The 16,639-nt window shown below is 74.4% G+C and carries 14 protein-coding genes and 1 pseudogene; 6 read left to right on the plus strand and 9 right to left on the minus strand.

What is annotated here, in order from left to right; translation table 11 throughout:
* Window positions 1-82 precede the first annotated feature (82 nt).
* From ABZW10_RS02880 to ABZW10_RS02905, 6 genes are all read right to left on the minus strand, one after another.
* Window positions 83-1,855, minus strand: a complete 1,773-nt coding sequence (locus ABZW10_RS02880) for a biotin carboxylase N-terminal domain-containing protein (RefSeq protein ID WP_355358760.1) — start codon at window positions 1,853-1,855, stop codon at window positions 83-85.
* Window positions 1,856-2,098: 243 nt separating this feature from the next.
* On the minus strand, window positions 2,099-2,848 hold the full coding sequence (locus tag ABZW10_RS02885) for a hypothetical protein (protein ID WP_355358763.1): 750 nt from the start codon (window positions 2,846-2,848) through the stop codon (window positions 2,099-2,101).
* Window positions 2,849-2,988: 140 nt separating this feature from the next.
* On the minus strand, window positions 2,989-3,588 hold the full coding sequence (locus tag ABZW10_RS02890) for a nucleoside triphosphate pyrophosphatase (RefSeq protein WP_355358766.1): 600 nt from the start codon (window positions 3,586-3,588) through the stop codon (window positions 2,989-2,991).
* Window positions 3,589-3,633: 45 nt separating this feature from the next.
* The gene (locus tag ABZW10_RS02895) at window positions 3,634-3,759 is read right to left on the minus strand and encodes a hypothetical protein (RefSeq protein ID WP_355358769.1); all 126 of its coding nucleotides are present in this window, start codon (window positions 3,757-3,759) and stop codon (window positions 3,634-3,636) included.
* Between the two features lie 340 nt (window positions 3,760-4,099).
* A complete protein-coding gene (locus ABZW10_RS02900; protein ID WP_355358772.1) occupies window positions 4,100-4,321 on the minus strand; it encodes an acyl-CoA carboxylase subunit epsilon in 222 nt (73 codons plus the stop codon).
* Between the two features lie 35 nt (window positions 4,322-4,356).
* Window positions 4,357-5,946, minus strand: a complete 1,590-nt coding sequence (locus tag ABZW10_RS02905; protein ID WP_355358775.1) for an acyl-CoA carboxylase subunit beta — start codon at window positions 5,944-5,946, stop codon at window positions 4,357-4,359.
* Window positions 5,947-6,199: 253 nt separating this feature from the next.
* On the opposite strand from ABZW10_RS02905, the gene ABZW10_RS02910 reads away from it, so the two are divergent.
* From ABZW10_RS02910 to ABZW10_RS02925, 4 genes and pseudogenes are all read left to right on the plus strand, one after another.
* Window positions 6,200-7,099, plus strand: a complete 900-nt coding sequence (locus ABZW10_RS02910) for a biotin--[acetyl-CoA-carboxylase] ligase (protein ID WP_355358778.1) — start codon at window positions 6,200-6,202, stop codon at window positions 7,097-7,099.
* A 277-nt stretch (window positions 7,100-7,376) separates the two neighbouring features.
* On the plus strand, window positions 7,377-8,528 hold the full coding sequence (locus ABZW10_RS02915; RefSeq protein ID WP_355358781.1) for an adenylate/guanylate cyclase domain-containing protein: 1,152 nt from the start codon (window positions 7,377-7,379) through the stop codon (window positions 8,526-8,528).
* Between the two features lie 500 nt (window positions 8,529-9,028).
* Window positions 9,029-10,054: pseudogene (locus tag ABZW10_RS02920) on the plus strand (diguanylate cyclase); the annotation flags it as partial.
* Between the two features lie 922 nt (window positions 10,055-10,976).
* Window positions 10,977-11,312, plus strand: coding sequence for a hypothetical protein (locus ABZW10_RS02925; RefSeq protein WP_355358784.1), 336 nt, complete (start codon window positions 10,977-10,979; stop codon window positions 11,310-11,312).
* A 14-nt stretch (window positions 11,313-11,326) separates the two neighbouring features.
* Here the strand turns inward: ABZW10_RS02925 and ABZW10_RS02930 are convergent, their stop codons facing one another.
* Entirely contained in the window at window positions 11,327-11,935 is a 609-nt protein-coding gene (locus ABZW10_RS02930; protein ID WP_355358787.1) for a TetR/AcrR family transcriptional regulator, read from the minus strand.
* Window positions 11,936-12,063: 128 nt separating this feature from the next.
* Between ABZW10_RS02930 and ABZW10_RS02935 the strand changes: the two genes are divergently transcribed.
* On the plus strand, window positions 12,064-13,254 hold the full coding sequence (locus ABZW10_RS02935) for a macrolide family glycosyltransferase (RefSeq protein WP_355358790.1): 1,191 nt from the start codon (window positions 12,064-12,066) through the stop codon (window positions 13,252-13,254).
* Window positions 13,255-13,261: 7 nt separating this feature from the next.
* Here the strand turns inward: ABZW10_RS02935 and fdhD are convergent, their stop codons facing one another.
* Window positions 13,262-14,086 (minus strand): formate dehydrogenase accessory sulfurtransferase FdhD, encoded by an 825-nt coding sequence (fdhD, locus tag ABZW10_RS02940; protein WP_355358793.1) that lies wholly within the window; start codon window positions 14,084-14,086, stop codon window positions 13,262-13,264.
* A gap of 184 nt (window positions 14,087-14,270) precedes the next feature.
* Between fdhD and hutH the strand changes: the two genes are divergently transcribed.
* Complete coding sequence (gene hutH, locus ABZW10_RS02945) at window positions 14,271-15,851, plus strand: histidine ammonia-lyase (protein ID WP_355358951.1); 1,581 nt, start codon at window positions 14,271-14,273, stop codon at window positions 15,849-15,851.
* Window positions 15,852-16,005: 154 nt separating this feature from the next.
* Here hutH and ABZW10_RS02950 read toward each other — a convergent pair whose 3' ends face one another.
* Complete coding sequence (locus ABZW10_RS02950) at window positions 16,006-16,449, minus strand: hypothetical protein (RefSeq protein ID WP_355358796.1); 444 nt, start codon at window positions 16,447-16,449, stop codon at window positions 16,006-16,008.
* Between the last annotated feature and the right edge of the window lie 190 nt (window positions 16,450-16,639).

Consider the following 16,639-nt stretch of genomic DNA (forward strand, 5'->3'; position numbering starts at 1 on the left):
CAGTACCCGCACCACCGCCGGAAACACGACCGGTCCGCACACCCGAAGGTGTACGGACCGGCGGCGGAACACGCGGAAAGCGTCAGTCCTTGATCTCGCAGAGCGCCGCGCCGCTGGAGACGCTCGCCCCCACCTCGGCCTTGAGGCCGACGATCGTGCCCGCCTTGTGGGCGTTCAGCGGCTGCTCCATCTTCATCGCCTCCAGGACGACGATCAGCTCGCCCTCCGCGACGACCTGGCCCTCCTCGACGGCGACCTTGACGATGGTGCCCTGCATCGGCGACGCCAGCGTGTCACCGCTGACCGCCGAACCGGCCTTCTTCGCACCCACCCGGCGCTTGGCCTTCGCGGCCCCCGCACCGGCCGCCGGAGCGGTCGAGACACCCAGCGAGGACGGCAGCGAGACCTCGATCCGCTTGCCGCCGACCTCGACGACCACGGTCTCCCGGCCCTCGGCCTCCTCGCCGTCGCCGGCCGCACCGGCGAACGCGGGGATGGTGTTGTTGAACTCGGTCTCGATCCACCGGGTGAAGACCTTGAACGGCCCGTCACCACCGTGCACCTCCGGCGCGAACGCCGGGTCGGTGACGACCGCCTGGTGGAACGGGATGGCCGTCGCCATGCCCTCGACCCTGAACTCGGCCAGCGCGCGCCTCGCCCGCTCCAGCGCCTGCTTGCGGTCGCGGCCGGAGACGATCAGCTTGGCCAGCAGCGAGTCCCAGGCCGGGCCGATCACCGAACCGGTCTCCACGCCCGAGTCCAGCCGGACACCCGGGCCGGACGGCGGCGCGAACAGCGTCACCGTGCCCGGCGCGGGCAGGAAGTTGCGGCCCGGGTCCTCGCCGTTGATGCGGAACTCGAACGAGTGGCCGCGCACCTCCGGGTCGTCGTACCCGAGCTCCTCGCCGTCCGCGATCCGGAACATCTCGCGGACCAGGTCGATCCCGGTGACCTCCTCGGTGACCGGGTGCTCCACCTGCAGACGGGTGTTGACCTCCAGGAAGGAGATCGTGCCGTCCAGCGCCACCAGGAACTCGCAGGTCCCGGCGCCCTCGTAGCCGGCCTCCTTGAGGATGGCCTTCGACGCCCGGTACAGCTCGGCGTTCTGCTCCGGGGTCAGGAACGGCGCGGGCGCCTCCTCGACCAGCTTCTGGTGCCGGCGCTGCAGCGAGCAGTCACGGGTCGAGACGACCACCACGTTGCCGTGCTTGTCGGCCAGGCACTGGGTCTCGACGTGCCGCGGGTTGTCCAGGTAGCGCTCGACGAAGCACTCGCCGCGCCCGAAGGCGGCGACCGCCTCGCGCACCGCGGACTCGTACAGCTCCGGGATCTCCTCCAGCGTGCGGGCGACCTTCAGGCCGCGACCGCCGCCGCCGAACGCCGCCTTGATGGCGACCGGCAGGCCGTGCTCCCGGGCGAACGTGACGACCTCGTCGGCACCCGAGACCGGGTCCGGCGTGCCGGCGACCAGCGGGGCACCGGCGCGCTGCGCCACGTGCCGGGCGGTCACCTTGTCGCCGAGGTCGCGGATGGCCTGCGGCGGCGGGCCGATCCAGGTGAGGCCCGCGTCGATGACGGCCTGGGCGAATTCGGCGTTCTCCGACAGGAAGCCGTAGCCGGGGTGGACGGCGTCCGCGCCCGAGTCTGCGGCGGCCTGGAGGACCTTGGCGATGTCCAGGTAGCTGGTGCCGGGGGTGTCGCCGCCCAGCGCGTAAGCCTCGTCGGCCGCGCGGACGTGCAGCGCATCCCGGTCCGGCTCGGCGTAGACGGCGACGCTGGCGATACCGGCGTCCGAGCAGGCCCGGGCGACGCGGACGGCGATTTCCCCGCGGTTGGCGATGAGCACCTTGCGCACTGTGGCTCCCTTCTTGAACCTCGTTGAGTTTATGGATTCCTGGGCAGTACCGGCGAGTAGCCCCAGGTTGTGAACTATCCCACACGGAGGGTGATGCGCCCGGGCGGGCGGTGGGCGGCCCGACGGGAGTCCTCGCAGGTGGTCACGGGTGCGGTGCGGGCGGCCCGGCGCTCGCGCTCGGTGACGGGGGCGGCGTGGCGCGGTGGTGGGCTTGGCCACACCCGAGCGCGGCGCGAGCCGGGCTCAAGCACGCGCGGCGGGCGCGCCCGGCGGGGCCGGCGCGCGCTCCAGGGCCCGGGCGGTGATGTCGGCGACCTGCTCGACGACGTCGGGGCCATAGGCGGCCGGGTTGACCACCTTGAGCAGCAGCGCGAAGGTGCCGTCGGTGCCGTACCGGCGGGCCAGCCGGCGGTGGTGGGTCGCCAGGTGACGGACCCCGGCGTGGTTGGCGATGCCGGTCTGTCCGGAGATCAGGAAGACCGGCCGACCGCTCCCGGGGGTGGCCAGCCGGGCCAGCACGATGTACTCGCCGGCCTGCGGATCGGCGGTGTAGGTGCGGCCGCCGACGCTGATGGTGTTGTCCAGGGCGGCGTGGCTGCTGGAGATCGCCACCCCGGGCAGGCCCCAGGCCAGGTGGGCGGCCATCCGCTCGTTGGAGACCGGGCCGCCGAAGCAGAGCTCGGTCCTGGTGCCCAGGCCGCGCGGCGCGGCGTCGTGCGCGACCAGGTCGGCGTGCGCGCCGCACTCCTTCACCAGGGCGGCTAGCTCCATCAGCGCGTAGGCGTCGCGCCGGGTGACCGTCCGGGGGTGGGCGCCGGTGCCGATGCTGCGGTTGACCACGATCAGGCACTCGCTGCCGGCGGGCAGGCCGAGGAAGGCCCTGGCCCGTTCCAGCCGGCGTCTTCGGCGCAGACTCTGGCCGAGCCAGCCGAGTGCGGCACTGATCGCGCTGGCCACCAGGCCCAGCAGCACGTTGAGCAGACCGTCGGTCATCCGGCTCGTTACCTCCCCCGTTGCTCCGGTGCGGCCGATGCCGCACCGGTGGCCCTCCTAGCGTGCATCAAACGGGCTCGTCGGAGGGGTGGTTGGCGACAATTGCGCCGGTGTTTGGCGCACCGGCGACGGTCGGCCGGTCAGCTCCAGAGGTCGGTGATCCGGACGTCCAGCTCGGCGAGCAGGGTGCGCAGCAGCGGCAGCGAGAGGCCGATGACGTTGCCCGGGTCGCCGTCGACGCCCTCGATGAACGGCGCCGAGCGGCCGTCCAGGGTGAACGCGCCCGCCACGTGCAGCGGTTCGCCGGTGGCGATGTAGGCGGCGACCTCGGCGTCGTCCGGGGTGCCGAAGCGCACGGTGGTGGAGGCGGTGGCGGAGGACGTCCGGCCGGTCGCGGTGTCGATCACGCAGTGGCCGGTGCGCAGCACGCCGGCCCGGCCGCGCATCGACTGCCAGCGGGCCAGCGCCTCGGCCTCGTCGGCGGGCTTGCCGAGGGCCAGGCCGTCCAGCTCCAGCACCGAGTCGCAGCCGACGACCAGCTCGCCGTCGGTGAGGCCGGCGGCGACGGCCGCGGCCTTGGCCTCGGCGAGGACCAGCGCGAGTTCGGCGGGGGTGGGGGCGGTGAGCGCGTCCTCGTCGACGCCGCTGACCACCACCCGCGGGTCGAGGCCCGCCTGGCGCAGCAGCCCGAGGCGGGCGGGGGAGGCGGAGGCGAGGACGAGGGTGCGGCGGTCGGTCATGCCCACCAGGGTAGAGGGAGGCCCGGAGCATCCGGCCAGTGATCGTCAGATCATCAGGAGAACGACGATCAGCAGGGCGAGGACGGCGAGCACATGGCCGGCCCGGTGCAGCCTCTTCTGCATCCGGCGGGCTTCCGGGGAGGGCTCGTCGCGGGGGTCTGACCAGAGCATCGTTCCAGGGTGCTCCGGCGGGCGGGCGGGGCGCCTGAGTATCCGTACTCAGCTTTCGGGGGTTTCGGGGCAATCCGGGCTTTTGCCGGGTCAGCTGTGACCGGCCGCGACCGGCCCGGTCTGGCCCGGTCCGGCCCGTGCCGCCGTGCGCACTTTGCAGAGCGGTGACTTTGCAAAGTCACCGAGAACGCTGCACGGAGCCGCTCCGCCCGTGTGCGGAGCGGCTCCGGTGGAAGGGCTCGGAGGGCGTGCACTTTGCAAAGCCGCACTTTGCAAAGTGCACGCGCCCCCGTGCCCTGCGTGCCGTACGTGCCCTGCATGCCGTCCGCGGCCGGCCGGGCTAGCCGGCCCAGCCCGAGGTGCGCCAGGCGTTGACGCCCGGTCGCGGGGTGGCGCGCATCCGGCGCGCGCGGTCGTTCCAGGCGGAGTCCGGGCCGGCGCCCGCGCGGCGGGCGGCCTCGGCGGCGGCCTGCGCGGCGGCGGCCCGGGCCTGGACCACCGCCAGGACGGTGGCCAGCTCCTCGGGGGTCGGCTGCCCGTGCAGCACGTGGATCGGGGCCATGGTCAATCCTCTCGCGGTACTCCTGCTCCCGGCGACTACAGAGGGATGTTGCCGTGCTTCTTCGGCGGCAGCACCTCGCGCTTGCCGCGCAGCGCCCGCAGCCCGCGGACGATGTGCCGGCGGGTGTCGCTCGGCGCGATGACCGCGTCCACGTAGCCGCGCTCGGCGGCCAGGTACGGGTTGAGCAGGGTGTCCTCGTAGGAGGCGATCAGCTCGGCCCGCTTCTCCTCGGCGGTCCCGGCCGCCTCGGCCTCGGCGATCTCCCGCCGGTGCAGGATGTTGACCGCGCCCTGCGCGCCCATCACGGCGATCTGCGCGGTCGGCCAGGCCAGGTTGAGGTCGGCGCCCAGGTGCTTGGAGCCCATGACGTCGTACGCGCCGCCGAAGGCCTTGCGGGTGATCACGGTGATCAGCGGCACGGTCGCCTCGGCGTAGGCGTAGATCAGCTTGGCGCCGCGCCGGATGATGCCGTCCCACTCCTGCTCGGTGCCGGGCAGGAAGCCGGGCACGTCGACGAAGGTGATCACCGGGATGTTGAACGAGTCGCAGGTGCGGATGAACCGCGCGGCCTTCTCGCTGGCGGCGATGTCCAGGCAGCCCGCCAGGTTCATCGGCTGGTTGCCGACGATGCCGACCGAATGGCCCTCGACCCGGCCGAAGCCGGTGACGATGTTGCCCGCGTACAGCGGCTGGGTCTCCAGGAACTCGCCGTCGTCGAGCACGTGCTCGATCACCTGGCGGATGTCGTACGGCTGGTTCGCCGAGTCCGGCACCAGGGTGTCGAGTTCGAGGTCCTCGTCGGTGACCGCGAGGTCCGCCTCCTCCGGGAAGGACGGCGGGTCGGAGAGGTTGTTGGAGGGCAGGTACGAGAGCAGGCTCTTGACGTACTCGACGGCCTCCTTCTCGTCCGCGGCCAGGTAGTGCGCGTTGCCGGACTTGGTGTTGTGGGTGCGCGCGCCGCCCAGCTCCTCCATGCCGACGTCCTCGCCGGTGACGGTCTTGATCACGTCGGGCCCGGTGATGAACATGTGCGAGGTCCGGTCGGCCATCACCACGAAGTCGGTGATCGCGGGGGAGTAGACCGCGCCGCCCGCGCAGGGGCCCATGATCAGCGAGATCTGCGGGACCACCCCGGAGGCGTGCACATTGCGGCGGAAGATCTCGCCGTACAGGCCGAGCGAGACCACGCCCTCCTGGATCCGGGCACCGCCGGAGTCGTTGATGCCGATGACCGGGCAGCCGGTCTTCAGCGCGAAGTCCATGACCTTGACGATCTTCTCGCCGAACACCTCGCCGAGCGAGCCGCCGAAGACGGTGAAGTCCTGCGCGAACACGGCGACCTGACGGCCGTCGACGGTCCCGTAGCCGGTGACCACGCCGTCGCCGTAGGGCCGGTTCCTCTCCTGGCCGAAGTTGGTCGAGCGGTGCCGGGCGAACTCGTCGAACTCGACGAAGGAGTCCTCGTCCAGCAGCTCCGCGACCCGCTCGCGGGCCGTCAGCTTGCCCTTGGCGTGCTGCTTCTCCACCGCCTTGGCGGAGCCGGAGTGCACCGCCTCGTCGATCCTGCGCCGGAGGTCGGCGAGCTTGCCGGCGGTGGTGTGCGGGTCGTACGGCGCCTCGGTCATTCCGGTGGCTCTCCCTGATCCTGGGCCGCGACCTGTTTTCGGGGGCGCGCGGGCCGGGTGGGGCCGGCGCGGACGAGGGGTGCAGGGCGGCACAACGAACTACCGTTGGGTAGCGTAGCCAGCGCGGAGGGCCGGACGTAACGCCCGGCCGTTATGGCCAGCGACACACTGTGGTTGACGCCGGTTCTGGGAGACGATGGGGCGGCCTACGGCCGGGGAGCCGCGATCCGCGACACGTCCTAGGGTGAACCGCATGACCTCCGACACGCCCCGCCGCAGTGGACTGCGCGGTCTCGGCCACGCCGGGCCGTCCCCGTGGACCGATCTGGACCGCCCGCCGCTGGACGCCGCCGCGCTGCGCCGGGACCTGCTGCGCCCCGGCGGGCTCTGGACCTCGATCGACGTCGTCGAGGAGACCGGCTCCACCAACACCGACCTCGCCGCCCGGGCCCGCGAGGGCGCCCCGCAGGGCGCGGTGCTGGTCGCCGAGGCCCAGAACTCCGGCCGCGGCCGGCTCGAACGGCAGTGGAGCGCCCCCGCCCGCTCCGGTCTCTTCCTCTCCGTCCTGCTTCGCCCGGACGGAGTACCCGTCGAACGGTACGGCTGGCTGCCGATCCTGGTCGGCGTCGCCGCCGCGAGCACCCTGAGCCGGGTCGCCGAGGTCGAGGTCGGCCTGAAGTGGCCCAACGACCTGCAGGTGGAGATCGACGGCGCGGAGCGCAAGCTCGGCGGCATCCTCACCGAGCTGGGCGGCGGTGCGGTGGTCGCCGGCCTCGGCCTCAACGTCTCGCTGCGCGCCGCCGAACTGCCCGTCCCCACCGCCGCCTCGCTCGCCCTGGCCGGCGCCGCCGTCACCGACCGGTCCACCCTGCTGCGCGCCCTGCTGCGCGAGTTCGCCGAGCTGTACGGCGAGTGGACGGCCGCCGCCGGCGACCCGCACAGCAGCGGCCTGCTGCGCGCCTACGCGGCCCGGTGCACCACGCTGGGGCGGCCGGTGAAGGTGCTGCTGCCCGGCGACCGCGAACTGCGCGGCGAGGCGGTCGCGGTGGACGGGGACGGCCGGCTGGTGATCCGTACCCCGGACGGCGGCCGGCGGGCGGTCGGCGCGGGGGACGTCGTCCACGTGCGTCCGGAGCCGCGCGCCGCCGAGTAGCCGCGCACCGAGTAGCCGCGCACCGGGCGGGGGCGTGCGGGGCGGGGGGCCTGTACCGCGCGGGGCCCGCGCCGCGCGGGGCCGGTGCCGTGCGCCGGGCGGGCGCCCCGTGCGTCCCCTTACCTCCCCTTGACCCGGGCGGATGCCCCGGATCGCGCGATTCCGTGCGAACATTCCACCTGGCAGCAGTGTGAGGCGCGCCACTGCCCGCCGGGTGGCGGGCGCGCCGGACACGCAGGAGACGAGGCGAGTGCGGCGACCGCACGGGGACGGACCGGTGGCAGAGGACGGCAGCAACGGCGGCGGCAACGGCGCCGGCGGCAACGGCGGCCCGGCGGGCTCCGACGACCAGACCGTCGCCCTCGACCTCGAACGCCTGATCCTGGACGCGCCGCGCCGCTACACCCCGTACCAGGCCGCCCGCGCGGCCGACGTCCCGATGGAACTGGCCACCCGTTTCTGGCGGGCGATGGGCTTCCCGGACATCGGACAGTCCAGGGCGCTGACCGACGGTGACGTGATCGCGCTGCGCCGGCTGGCCGGCCTGGTCGAGTCGGGCCTGCTGAGCGAGTCGATGGCGATCCAGGTGGCCCGCTCCACCGGCCAGACCACGGCCCGGCTGGCCGGCTGGCAGATGGACACCTTCCTGGAGAACCTCACCCAGTCCGTCGAACCCGGCCTGACCCGCGCCGACGTCGCGTACCCGCTGGTCGAGCTGCTGCTGCCGGAGCTGGAGCAGTTCCTGGTGTACGTCTGGCGGCGCCAGCTGGCCGCCGTCACCGGCCGGGTGGTGCAGGCCGCCGAGGACAACGAGATCACCAGCGGCAGGCTCGCCGTCTGCTTCGCCGACCTGGTCGGCTTCACCCGGCTGTCGCGGCGGCTGGAGGAGGAGGAGCTCGGCGAGCTGGTCGAGACCTTCGAGAACACCTGCTCCGACCTCATCGCCGGCCAGGGCGGCCGGGTGATCAAGACGCTCGGCGACGAGATCCTCTTCGTCTCCGAGGACCCGGTGACCGCCGCCGGGATCGCGCTGGGCCTGATCGAGGCGCTGGCCGAGGACGACACCATCCCCGCGCTGCGGGTCGGCATGGCCTTCGGCACGGTCACCTCGCGGATGGGCGACGTGTTCGGTACGACGGTCAACCTGGCCAGCCGGCTCACCTCGATCGCGCCCAAGGACGCGGTGCTGATCGACGGCGAGTTCGCGGCCGCGCTGGAGCAGAACGGCAGCGTCGCGCCGCCCGACGCGGACGGGCCGGGGCTCGCCGAGGCGCTGTCGGCGGCGGCCGGACTGCCCCCGGCGGGACCGTCGGCCCCGGGGCCGGAGGCCGCCCACCGGTTCAACCTGCAGCCGATGTGGCGCCGGCCGGTGCGCGGGCTCGGGCTGGTCGAGCCGTGGCTGCTCTCCCGGCGGGCGCGCCCCGCGTAGCCGCGCGCCGCCCGGCCGCGCCGCGACGGCACCGCGGCAACCCCGCGACAGCACCGCGGCAACCCCGCCACGGCACCGCGGCAGACCGCGACTGCGCGGCGACACACCACGACACGCCCAACGGCGGACTGCCGCGCGGTCGTGCGGGTGCGAAGTCGAAAACGGGGCATAACCGAACGAATCCGCCATAGTCTTGGTGCAGGCGCCCCGGTGCGATCGGCCGCGGTGGCGGCGCCGTCGGACGGGTAGGAGCGGGTCGGGGTGTGGCCACGCACGCCGCCCGCGGGGGCGGGCGTCCGGACGGACCACCAGCAGGACCGAGCACCAGCAGGACCGAGCACAGGGAGCGAGGCGAGCCGGTGAGCAGCGAGGCGATCATGACGGACCGCGACCGGGCCCAGCAGCCGCCCGTCGTCCCCGAGCCCGGGGCGGGACAGGCTCCGGGGGGCGGTCCGGCCACCGACGCGCGGCTGAAGGCCGTCGTCGAGCTCGCCCAGGACATGGCCGGAGCGCTCACCCCACTGGAGGCCGTCCGGGCCGCCGCCGCCCGCGCCACCGGGGCGCTCGGCGCGACGATGGCCGCCGTCTCGGTCTGGGACCGCGAGTCCGGCCGGCTGCGGGTCCTGGTCAACCACGGCGAACTCGCCCCGGGGGAGGAGGAGCTGCCGGAGGACGAGTCCTACCCGGTGGCCGACTTCCCCGAGATCGTCACGTACCTGGAAGAGCGCTGGACCACCGGCCGGCTGCCGCGCGCCTGGGTGCAGACCGCCGACAGCAGCCAGCCGCACGCCGGGCACGCGCACCCGACCGCCGGCGCGTACTGCCAGGAGCGCGCCGCCGCGCTGCGCCGGCGCGGCCGGGCCTGCTGCGTGGTCGCGCCGATCGTGCTGCACGGGCAGGCCTGGGGCGAGCTCTACCTCGCCCGCACCGCGGGGACGCCCGCCTTCACCGAGGCCGACGCCGACTACGCGACCCTGCTGGCCGCCCAGATCTCGGCCGGCCTGGCCCAGACCGAACGCCTCGCCGACCTGCGCCGGCTCGCCTTCTCCGACCCGCTCACCGGACTCGCCAACCGGCGTGCGGTGGACGCCCGGCTGGAGAGCGCGCTGGCCGCGCACAACCGGGACAACACGGTGGTCTCGCTGGTGGTCTGCGACGTCAACGGCCTGAAGCGGGTCAACGACCAGCTCGGCCACGAGGTCGGCGACCGGCTGCTCGAACGGTTCGCCCACCAGCTGTCGCTGGCCGCCGCCAAGCTCCCCGGCAGCCTCGCCGCCCGGCTCGGCGGCGACGAGTTCTGCCTGCTCGTCGAGGGGCAGAAGGCGGACGAGGTGGTGGCCGTCGCCGAGGAGCTGTGCGCGCGGGCACTGGCCCTGTCCGAGGGCGAGGGGGTGGCCTGCGGGGTCGCCTCCACCGGCGACTCGATCGGTCCCGTCACCACTCCCGACCGGCTGTTCCGGCTCGCCGACGCCGCCCAGTACCGGGCCAAGGCCGCCCGGGCCGCCCACCCGGTGGTGGCCGGGCGCAGCCACGGCCCCGGCTTCGCGCCCGACCCGACGGTGCTGCTCGCCGACGCCGCCGAGCCGCAGCACCGCGGCGACGGCCGGTTCCGCCCCGGCGGCCGGGCCGGGGCCGGGGACCGGCGGCGGTTCCGCGGCGCCGCGCACAGCGCCGACCCGGGGCAGCTGCTCACGGCGGTGCTCGCCGCGCTCGACCAGCAGGGCGCGGTGCGGGCCGTGCACCCGGCCGACACCATCGGCAAGCTCGCCGTCGTGGCCGAGACCTCGGCCCGGCTGCTGGACGCGGTCGGCTGGTGGATCTCCTACGTGCCGCCCGGCTCACAGCTGATGCGCACCGCCCGGCACGCCGTCTACCGGATGACCAGCGGGCCGAGCAGCACCCGGGCGGAGACCCAGCGGGCCCAGATCGAGGCCCCGGACGCGGTCTTCGACCTCCGCCACTACCCGATGACCCGCCGGGCCGTGCGCGGCGGCGCCTTCGCCCTGCGGGCGGGCGCGGCGGGCAACGACCCGGCGGAGGAAGCGATGCTGGTGGTCTCCGGCTACCGCGGCATGGTGGCCGCCGGCGGCCAGAACGCGGCGGGCGGCTGGCTCCTGGAGCTCTTCGCCGACGACGCCACCCTCCCGCTCGGGCAGGTCGCCGCCGCACTGCGCGCCCTGGCCGCCGTCGCCCTGGCCGGCCCCGCCTCCCCACCGGAAGGCTGAGGCGGGGCCGGCGGCCGTCGCCGATGGCGTCGCTGCTTCGGACGGGCGGGGGCCGCGGGGCGGGGGGAGTGTGGCGCTTCGGTGACCGGTGTGTCCCGAGCGGGTCGCGGTCCGGTCGCGGGGGTGGGCGCGGCGGGGCGTGCGTGGGAAGGTTTCGGCGGTCGGTGGGCCGTCGGGGCGCCGCCGGGTCGGATGTCGGGGGTTGGTTCCTGTGCGCGCTCGGTTGACGGGTCTGGTTCTGTCCGCGGTGCTCGCCTTCGGCGGCGCCGGATTGGCCGCCGCTCCGGCGGCCTCGGCGGCGCCGGTGGTGAGTACGTCGAGCACGGCAAGCACGGCAAGCACGGTGGCGGGCGGCAGGGCCGTCCAGGAGGTCCGGACCGGCGTGACGGCGGACCGGCACGGCACCACCACTCAGCTGGCCAAGGACAAGGACAAGAAAAAGAAGAAGAAGGGCCTCGGCAAGTTCATCGGCCTGATCATCGGCGCCGTCGTGGTGCTGGTGGTGATCGTCGTGATCATCGCCGTGGTGCTGGTGCTGCGCCGCCGCAACCGGTCCTGAACCGGGCCGCGGGCTCAGCCGCCGGTGGTGCCGAAGGCGCTCAGCAGGGCGGCCGCCACCTGGTCCGCGTAGTCGGCGTCGAGCGGGCCGAGGCCGTGCAGCCAGCGGTAGTACAGCGGGCCGTAGAGGAGTTCGAGGGCGAGGTCCAGGTCCGCGTCCGCCCGCAGCTGCCCGGCCTCCCGGGCGGCCCGCAGGCGGTCGCGGGTGACCTCCAGCAGTGGGTCCAGCAGCCGTTCGCGGTATTCGCGCAGCAGGTCGGGGTCGGTGAGGACCTCGGCGGCCAGGGCGCGTCCGGTCCGGTTGAAGGCGGGGTCGGCGAGTTCGAGGACGGTGCCCCGCAGGAGGGTCCGCAGGTCCTCGGTGAGGTCGCCGGTGTCGGGGAGGGCGAGGCTGCCGGAGGCGTTCTCGTTGGCGGCGAGGAAGGAGTCGAAGACGACGGCGCCCTTGGACGGCCACCAGCGGTAGATGGTCTGCTTGCCGACGCCGGCGCGGGCGGCGATCTTCTCGATGGTGAGCTTGCCGAAGCCGATCTCGGCGACGAGCTCGCCGGCGGCGGTGAGGATCGCCGTGCGGCTCTGCTCGTTGCGGCGGCTGGGGTCGGGGGCGTTCTGCTGTCTGGCCACGGTGGCCATCCTAACGAGGTGGCGAGACGGACCGTATTGTCTTGACAGCACTCCTTCGGACGGCGCATGCTTATGGAGCATCAGCGAGACGAACCGTCTCGTCTCACGCATATCGAGGGGAACACGAGATGACCCGCTCCAGCGCCCACATCGTCATGGCCTCCATCCCGGCCCACGGCCACGTCAACCCGAGCCTCGCCCTGATCGCCGAACTCGTCGCCCGGGGCCACCGGGTCAGCTACGTCAACGACCCGTCCTTCGCCGGGACCGTCGCCGCCACCGGCGCCACGCTCGTCCCGTACCCGACGGCGCTGCCGCTGGACGCCGATCCCGCGGGGTGGCCGGAGGACCCGGTCGCCGTCCAGGACGTCTTCCTCGACGACGCCCTCGCCATGACCCCTGTCCTGCAGAAACTGTTCGCCGAGGACCGGCCCGACCTGGTGCTCCACGACATCGGCGGTTACGCCGCGCGGGCGGTCGCCGAGGCCCACGCCGTGCCGGTGCTCCAGCTCTCGCCCACCATGGTCGGCTGGGAGGGCTTCGAGCAGGACATGGCCGGGCTCTTCGAGGCGCTCCGCACCGGGCCCGGCGGCCCCGAGCACTACCGGCGGTTCGGCGACTGGCTGGCCGGGGCCGGGGCCGTCGAGCGGGACGTCGAGCGGTTCAAGAACCGCCCGGACCGCGCACTCGCACTGATCCCGCGCGCCCTGCAGCCCAATGCCGAGCGGGTCGACCCCGAGCGGATCACCTTCGTCGGCCAGTGCTTCGGCGACCGCGCGCACCAAGGCCGCTGGCAGCGGCCCGACGGCGCGGAGAAGGTGCTGCTGGTCTCGCTCGGCTCGGCCTTCACCGACCGGCCCGCCTTCTACCGGGAGTGCCTGGCGGCCTTCGGTGCCCTGCCCGGCTGGCACGTCGTGCTGCAGGTCGGCAAGTACGTCGACCTCGCCGCGCTCGGCGAGGTGGCGGCCAACGTCGAGGTGCACCGCTGGGTGCCGCAGTTCGACGTGCTGGCGCAGGCGGACGCCTTCGTCACCCACGCCGGCACCGGCGGCGCGAGCGAGGGCCTGTACCACGGCGTGCCGATGATCGCGGTGCCGCAGGCCGTCGACCAGTTCGCCAACGCGGACTCGCTGGTGGCGCTCGGTGTGGCCCGGCGGCTGGACACCGAGGACGCGACGGCCGCCGCGCTGCGTGCCGCACTGCTGGAACTGACCGGCGACCCGGCGGTGGCCGCCCGCCTAGCCGCGCTGCGTGCCGAGGCCCGCGCCGAGGGCGGCACGGCGCGCGCGGCGGACCTCGTCGAGGCGGAGCTGGGGTGAGGCCCGGTCAGCCGATCCGGTCGGGACGGGTGTAGACGTTGGCGCCCTCGCCGCGCAGGAAGCCGACCAGGGTGAGGCCCAGCTCCTCGGCGAGGTCCACGGCGAGCGAGGACGGCGCCGAGACCGCGGCCAGCAGCGGTACGCCGGCCAGTGCCGCCTTCTGGGTCAGCTCGAACGAGGCCCGGCCGCTGACCAGGAGCACGTGCCCGGTCAGCGGCAGCCGGCCCTCGCGCAGCGCCCAGCCGACCACCTTGTCCACCGCGTTGTGCCGCCCGACGTCCTCGCGGGCGCAGAGCAGCTCGCCGCTGCGGCCGTCGAACAGTCCGGCGGCGTGCAGGCCGCCGGTGGAGTCGAAGGTCCGCTGGGCGGCGCGCAGCCGGTCCGGCAGTCCGTACAGCAGCGCGGGCGGGACGGTCAGCGGGTCGTCGCCGACCGGGTGGCGGACGTGGGTGCGCACGGCGTCCACGGTGTCCCGGCCGCACAGGCCGCAGGCGCTGGTGGTGAGCAGGTTGCGGTGCGCGGAGAGCGGCAGGGCGGTGGCGGCGCCGCGTGGCGTCGCGTCCACCACGTTGTAGGTGTTGGCGCCGTTCTCGTCGGTTCCGGCGCAGTAGCGCAGCGCCGCGAGGTCCTCGGCGGTGTGCACGATCCCCTCGCCGACCAGGAAGCCCGCCACCAGGTCGAAGTCCTGGCCGGGGGTGCGCATGGTGACGGTGAGCGGTTCGCCGCCGAGCCGGATCTCCAGCGGTTCCTCGGCGGCCAGCGCGTCCGGCCGGAAGGTGCGGCCGTCCCCGCGCAGCCGGAGCACCCGCCGCCGTGCCGTCGCCCGCGTCATCGTCCCGCCTGCCTCTCCGTCCGCCGCGACCGGCGCCCCGCCGTCCGCCTCCCCGCCCCCACAGCGTGCGTCACCGGGCGGGATATTCGAAAATCCTGATGACTGCCCGCATCATGGTCGACTTTCCATCGCACCAGGGTGGTTGTCATATCTTCATTCACCTGATGAGATGGTGTATATGGATATGCACAGTGCTGCGGCCCCCCACGCGCCGCTCGTCCAGGTCGGCAAGGCCGATGTCAGCGCCGAGGACGTGCTGGCCGTCGCCCGGGGGAACGCCCGGGTCGAGATCGGTCCCGACGCGCTCGCCGAGATGGCCGCCGCGCGCGCCCGGATCGACGCCCTGGCCGCCGAACCGCGCCCCGTCTACGGAGTCTCCACCGGCTTCGGCGCCCTCGCCGTCCGGCACATCAGCCCCGAGCTGCGCGCCCAGCTGCAGCGCTCGCTGGTGCGCTCGCACGCCGCGGGCATGGGCCCGGCGGTGGAGCGCGAGGTCGTCCGCGCGCTGATGTTCCTGCGCATGAAGACGCTCGCCAGCGGCCGCACCGGGGTGCGCCCCCTGGTCGCCGGGACCATGGCCGCGATCCTCAACGCCGGCATCACCCCGGTGGTCCGCGAGTTCGGCTCGCTCGGCTGCTCCGGCGACCTCGCGCCGCTCTCGCACTGCGCGCTCGTCCTGATGGGCGAGGGCGTGGCGACCGGTCCCGACGGCGTCGAGAAGCCCGCCGGCGAACTGCTCGCCGCCGCCGGCATCGAGCCCGTCGAGCTGCTGGAGAAGGAGGGCCTCGCCCTCATCAACGGCACCGACGGCATGCTCGGCATGCTCGTCATGGCCATCGCCGACCTGCAGCGGCTGTTCACCACCGCCGACATCACCGCCGCGATGACCCTGGAGGCGCTGCTCGGCACCGACAAGGTGCTCGCCCCCGAGCTGCACGCCCCGATCCGCCCGCACCCCGGGCAGGCGCTGTCCGCCGCCAACATGCTCGCCGTGCTCAAGGGCTCCGGCCTCACCGGCCACCACCAGGACGACGCCCCGCGCGTCCAGGACGCCTACTCGATCCGCTGCGCCCCGCAGGTGGCCGGCGCCGGCCGGGACACCCTCGCGCACGCCCGGCTGGTCGCCTCCCGCGAGCTGGCCGCCTCGGTCGACAACCCGGTGGTGCTGCCGGACGGCCGCGTCGAGTCCAACGGCAACTTCCACGGCGCCCCGGTCGCCTACGTGCTGGACTTCCTCGCCATCGCCGCCGCCGACCTCGGCTCGATCTCCGAGCGCCGCACCGACCGGCTGCTCGACAAGGCCCGTTCGCACGGCCTGCCGGCCTTCCTGGCCGACGACCCGGGCGTGGACTCCGGTCTGATGATCGCCCAGTACACCCAGGCGGCGCTGGTCAGCGAGAACAAGCGGCTCGCGGTGCCGGCCTCGGTCGACTCGATCCCCTCCTCGGCCATGCAGGAGGACCACGTCTCGATGGGCTGGTCCGCCGCTCGCAAGCTGCGCCAGGCGGTGGAGAACCTCGGCCGCATCCTCGCCGTCGAACTCACCGCCGCCGCGCGGGCCCTGGAGATCCGCGGGCAGGCCGACGGCTCCGGTGGCACCCCGGCCCCGGCCACCACCGCCGCGATGGCCGCCGCCCGCGCCGCCGGGGTGGGCGGCGCCGGGCGCGACCGCTTCCTGTCGCCGGACCTGGAGGCCGCGGCCGCGCTGGTCGCCTCCGGCGAGCTGGTGCGGGCCGTCGAGCAGGTCACCGGGCCGCTGGCCTGACGGCGCCGGACGGCCTGACGGCTCGACGGCCTGACGGTCCGACGACGCCCGACGCCCGACGGCCGGACGGACCGCGCGGAGCGGGTGGACCCCGGTGGAGCAGATGGACCGGACGGAGCGGGTGGGAGAGGCGGCGGCGGCTCGGGAGCCCCGGCTACTCCCACTCGCTCCCCGCGTCCGCCGGCCGGCGCCTCTCCTCCGCGCGCTCGGCCAGCGCGGCCGACACATTGACGCCGACGATGCCGCTCCAGCAGACCAGCAGGCCCCAGAACCCGCCGGCGCCGGCGGCGATGCCGGACAGCGGGATGCCCAGCGCCAGGGAGATGACCGGCAGCCGGATGCCCGAACGGCCGGAACGGTGCGGCCGGGGCCCGTACCCCGGCGGGCCGTAGGAGCGGCCGGCCTCGGCCGGGCGGCCGTACCCGTCGGCCGGACCGAGCCGCTCGGCGACCCGGCGCTCCACCCGGGCGTCGAGCCGGGCGTCCAGCCGGGAGAGGAAGGAGTCGATGAGCTCCGACTCGTACTCCTTGCCGAGTTCCTTGCGGGCCTCCAGCGTGGCGTCCAGATCGCGCCGCAGGCTGTCCTGGCGAGTTTCCATGGACACCAGACTGGGCCCGCCGGGCCGGGCCGGTCCACCCGTTCGCCGCTATCTCGGGGCGGACTCAGGGGGATTTCAGGGTCACCCCGAGGCCGCGGGCGGTCGCTGCCCGGTCCGTCCACGGTCCGTCCGCGGTCCGTCCACGGCCCGTGCCCGGTCACATTCCGGACGTCTCAGCCGGCGTTCCGTC

It is taken from the genome of Kitasatospora sp. NPDC004723, assembly GCF_040609255.1.
Classification (GTDB): domain Bacteria; phylum Actinomycetota; class Actinomycetes; order Streptomycetales; family Streptomycetaceae; genus Kitasatospora.

Excerpts from the sequence above, each read along its gene's own strand:
- ABZW10_RS02885 (WP_355358763.1), bottom strand. The coding sequence starts at position 2,848 with ATGACCGACGGTCTGCTCAACGTGCTGCTGGGCCTGGTGGCCAGCGCG.
- ABZW10_RS02890 (WP_355358766.1), bottom strand. The coding sequence starts at position 3,588 with ATGACCGACCGCCGCACCCTCGTCCTCGCCTCCGCCTCCCCCGCCCGC.
- ABZW10_RS02895 (WP_355358769.1), bottom strand. The coding sequence starts at position 3,759 with ATGCTCTGGTCAGACCCCCGCGACGAGCCCTCCCCGGAAGCCCGCCGG.
- ABZW10_RS02900 (WP_355358772.1), bottom strand. The coding sequence starts at position 4,321 with ATGGCCCCGATCCACGTGCTGCACGGGCAGCCGACCCCCGAGGAGCTG.
- ABZW10_RS02905 (WP_355358775.1), bottom strand. The coding sequence starts at position 5,946 with ATGACCGAGGCGCCGTACGACCCGCACACCACCGCCGGCAAGCTCGCC.
- ABZW10_RS02910 (WP_355358778.1), top strand. The coding sequence starts at position 6,200 with ATGACCTCCGACACGCCCCGCCGCAGTGGACTGCGCGGTCTCGGCCAC.
- ABZW10_RS02935 (WP_355358790.1), top strand. The coding sequence starts at position 12,064 with ATGACCCGCTCCAGCGCCCACATCGTCATGGCCTCCATCCCGGCCCAC.
- fdhD (WP_355358793.1), bottom strand. The coding sequence starts at position 14,086 with ATGACGCGGGCGACGGCACGGCGGCGGGTGCTCCGGCTGCGCGGGGAC.
- hutH (WP_355358951.1), top strand. The coding sequence starts at position 14,271 with ATGCACAGTGCTGCGGCCCCCCACGCGCCGCTCGTCCAGGTCGGCAAG.
- ABZW10_RS02950 (WP_355358796.1), bottom strand. The coding sequence starts at position 16,449 with ATGGAAACTCGCCAGGACAGCCTGCGGCGCGATCTGGACGCCACGCTG.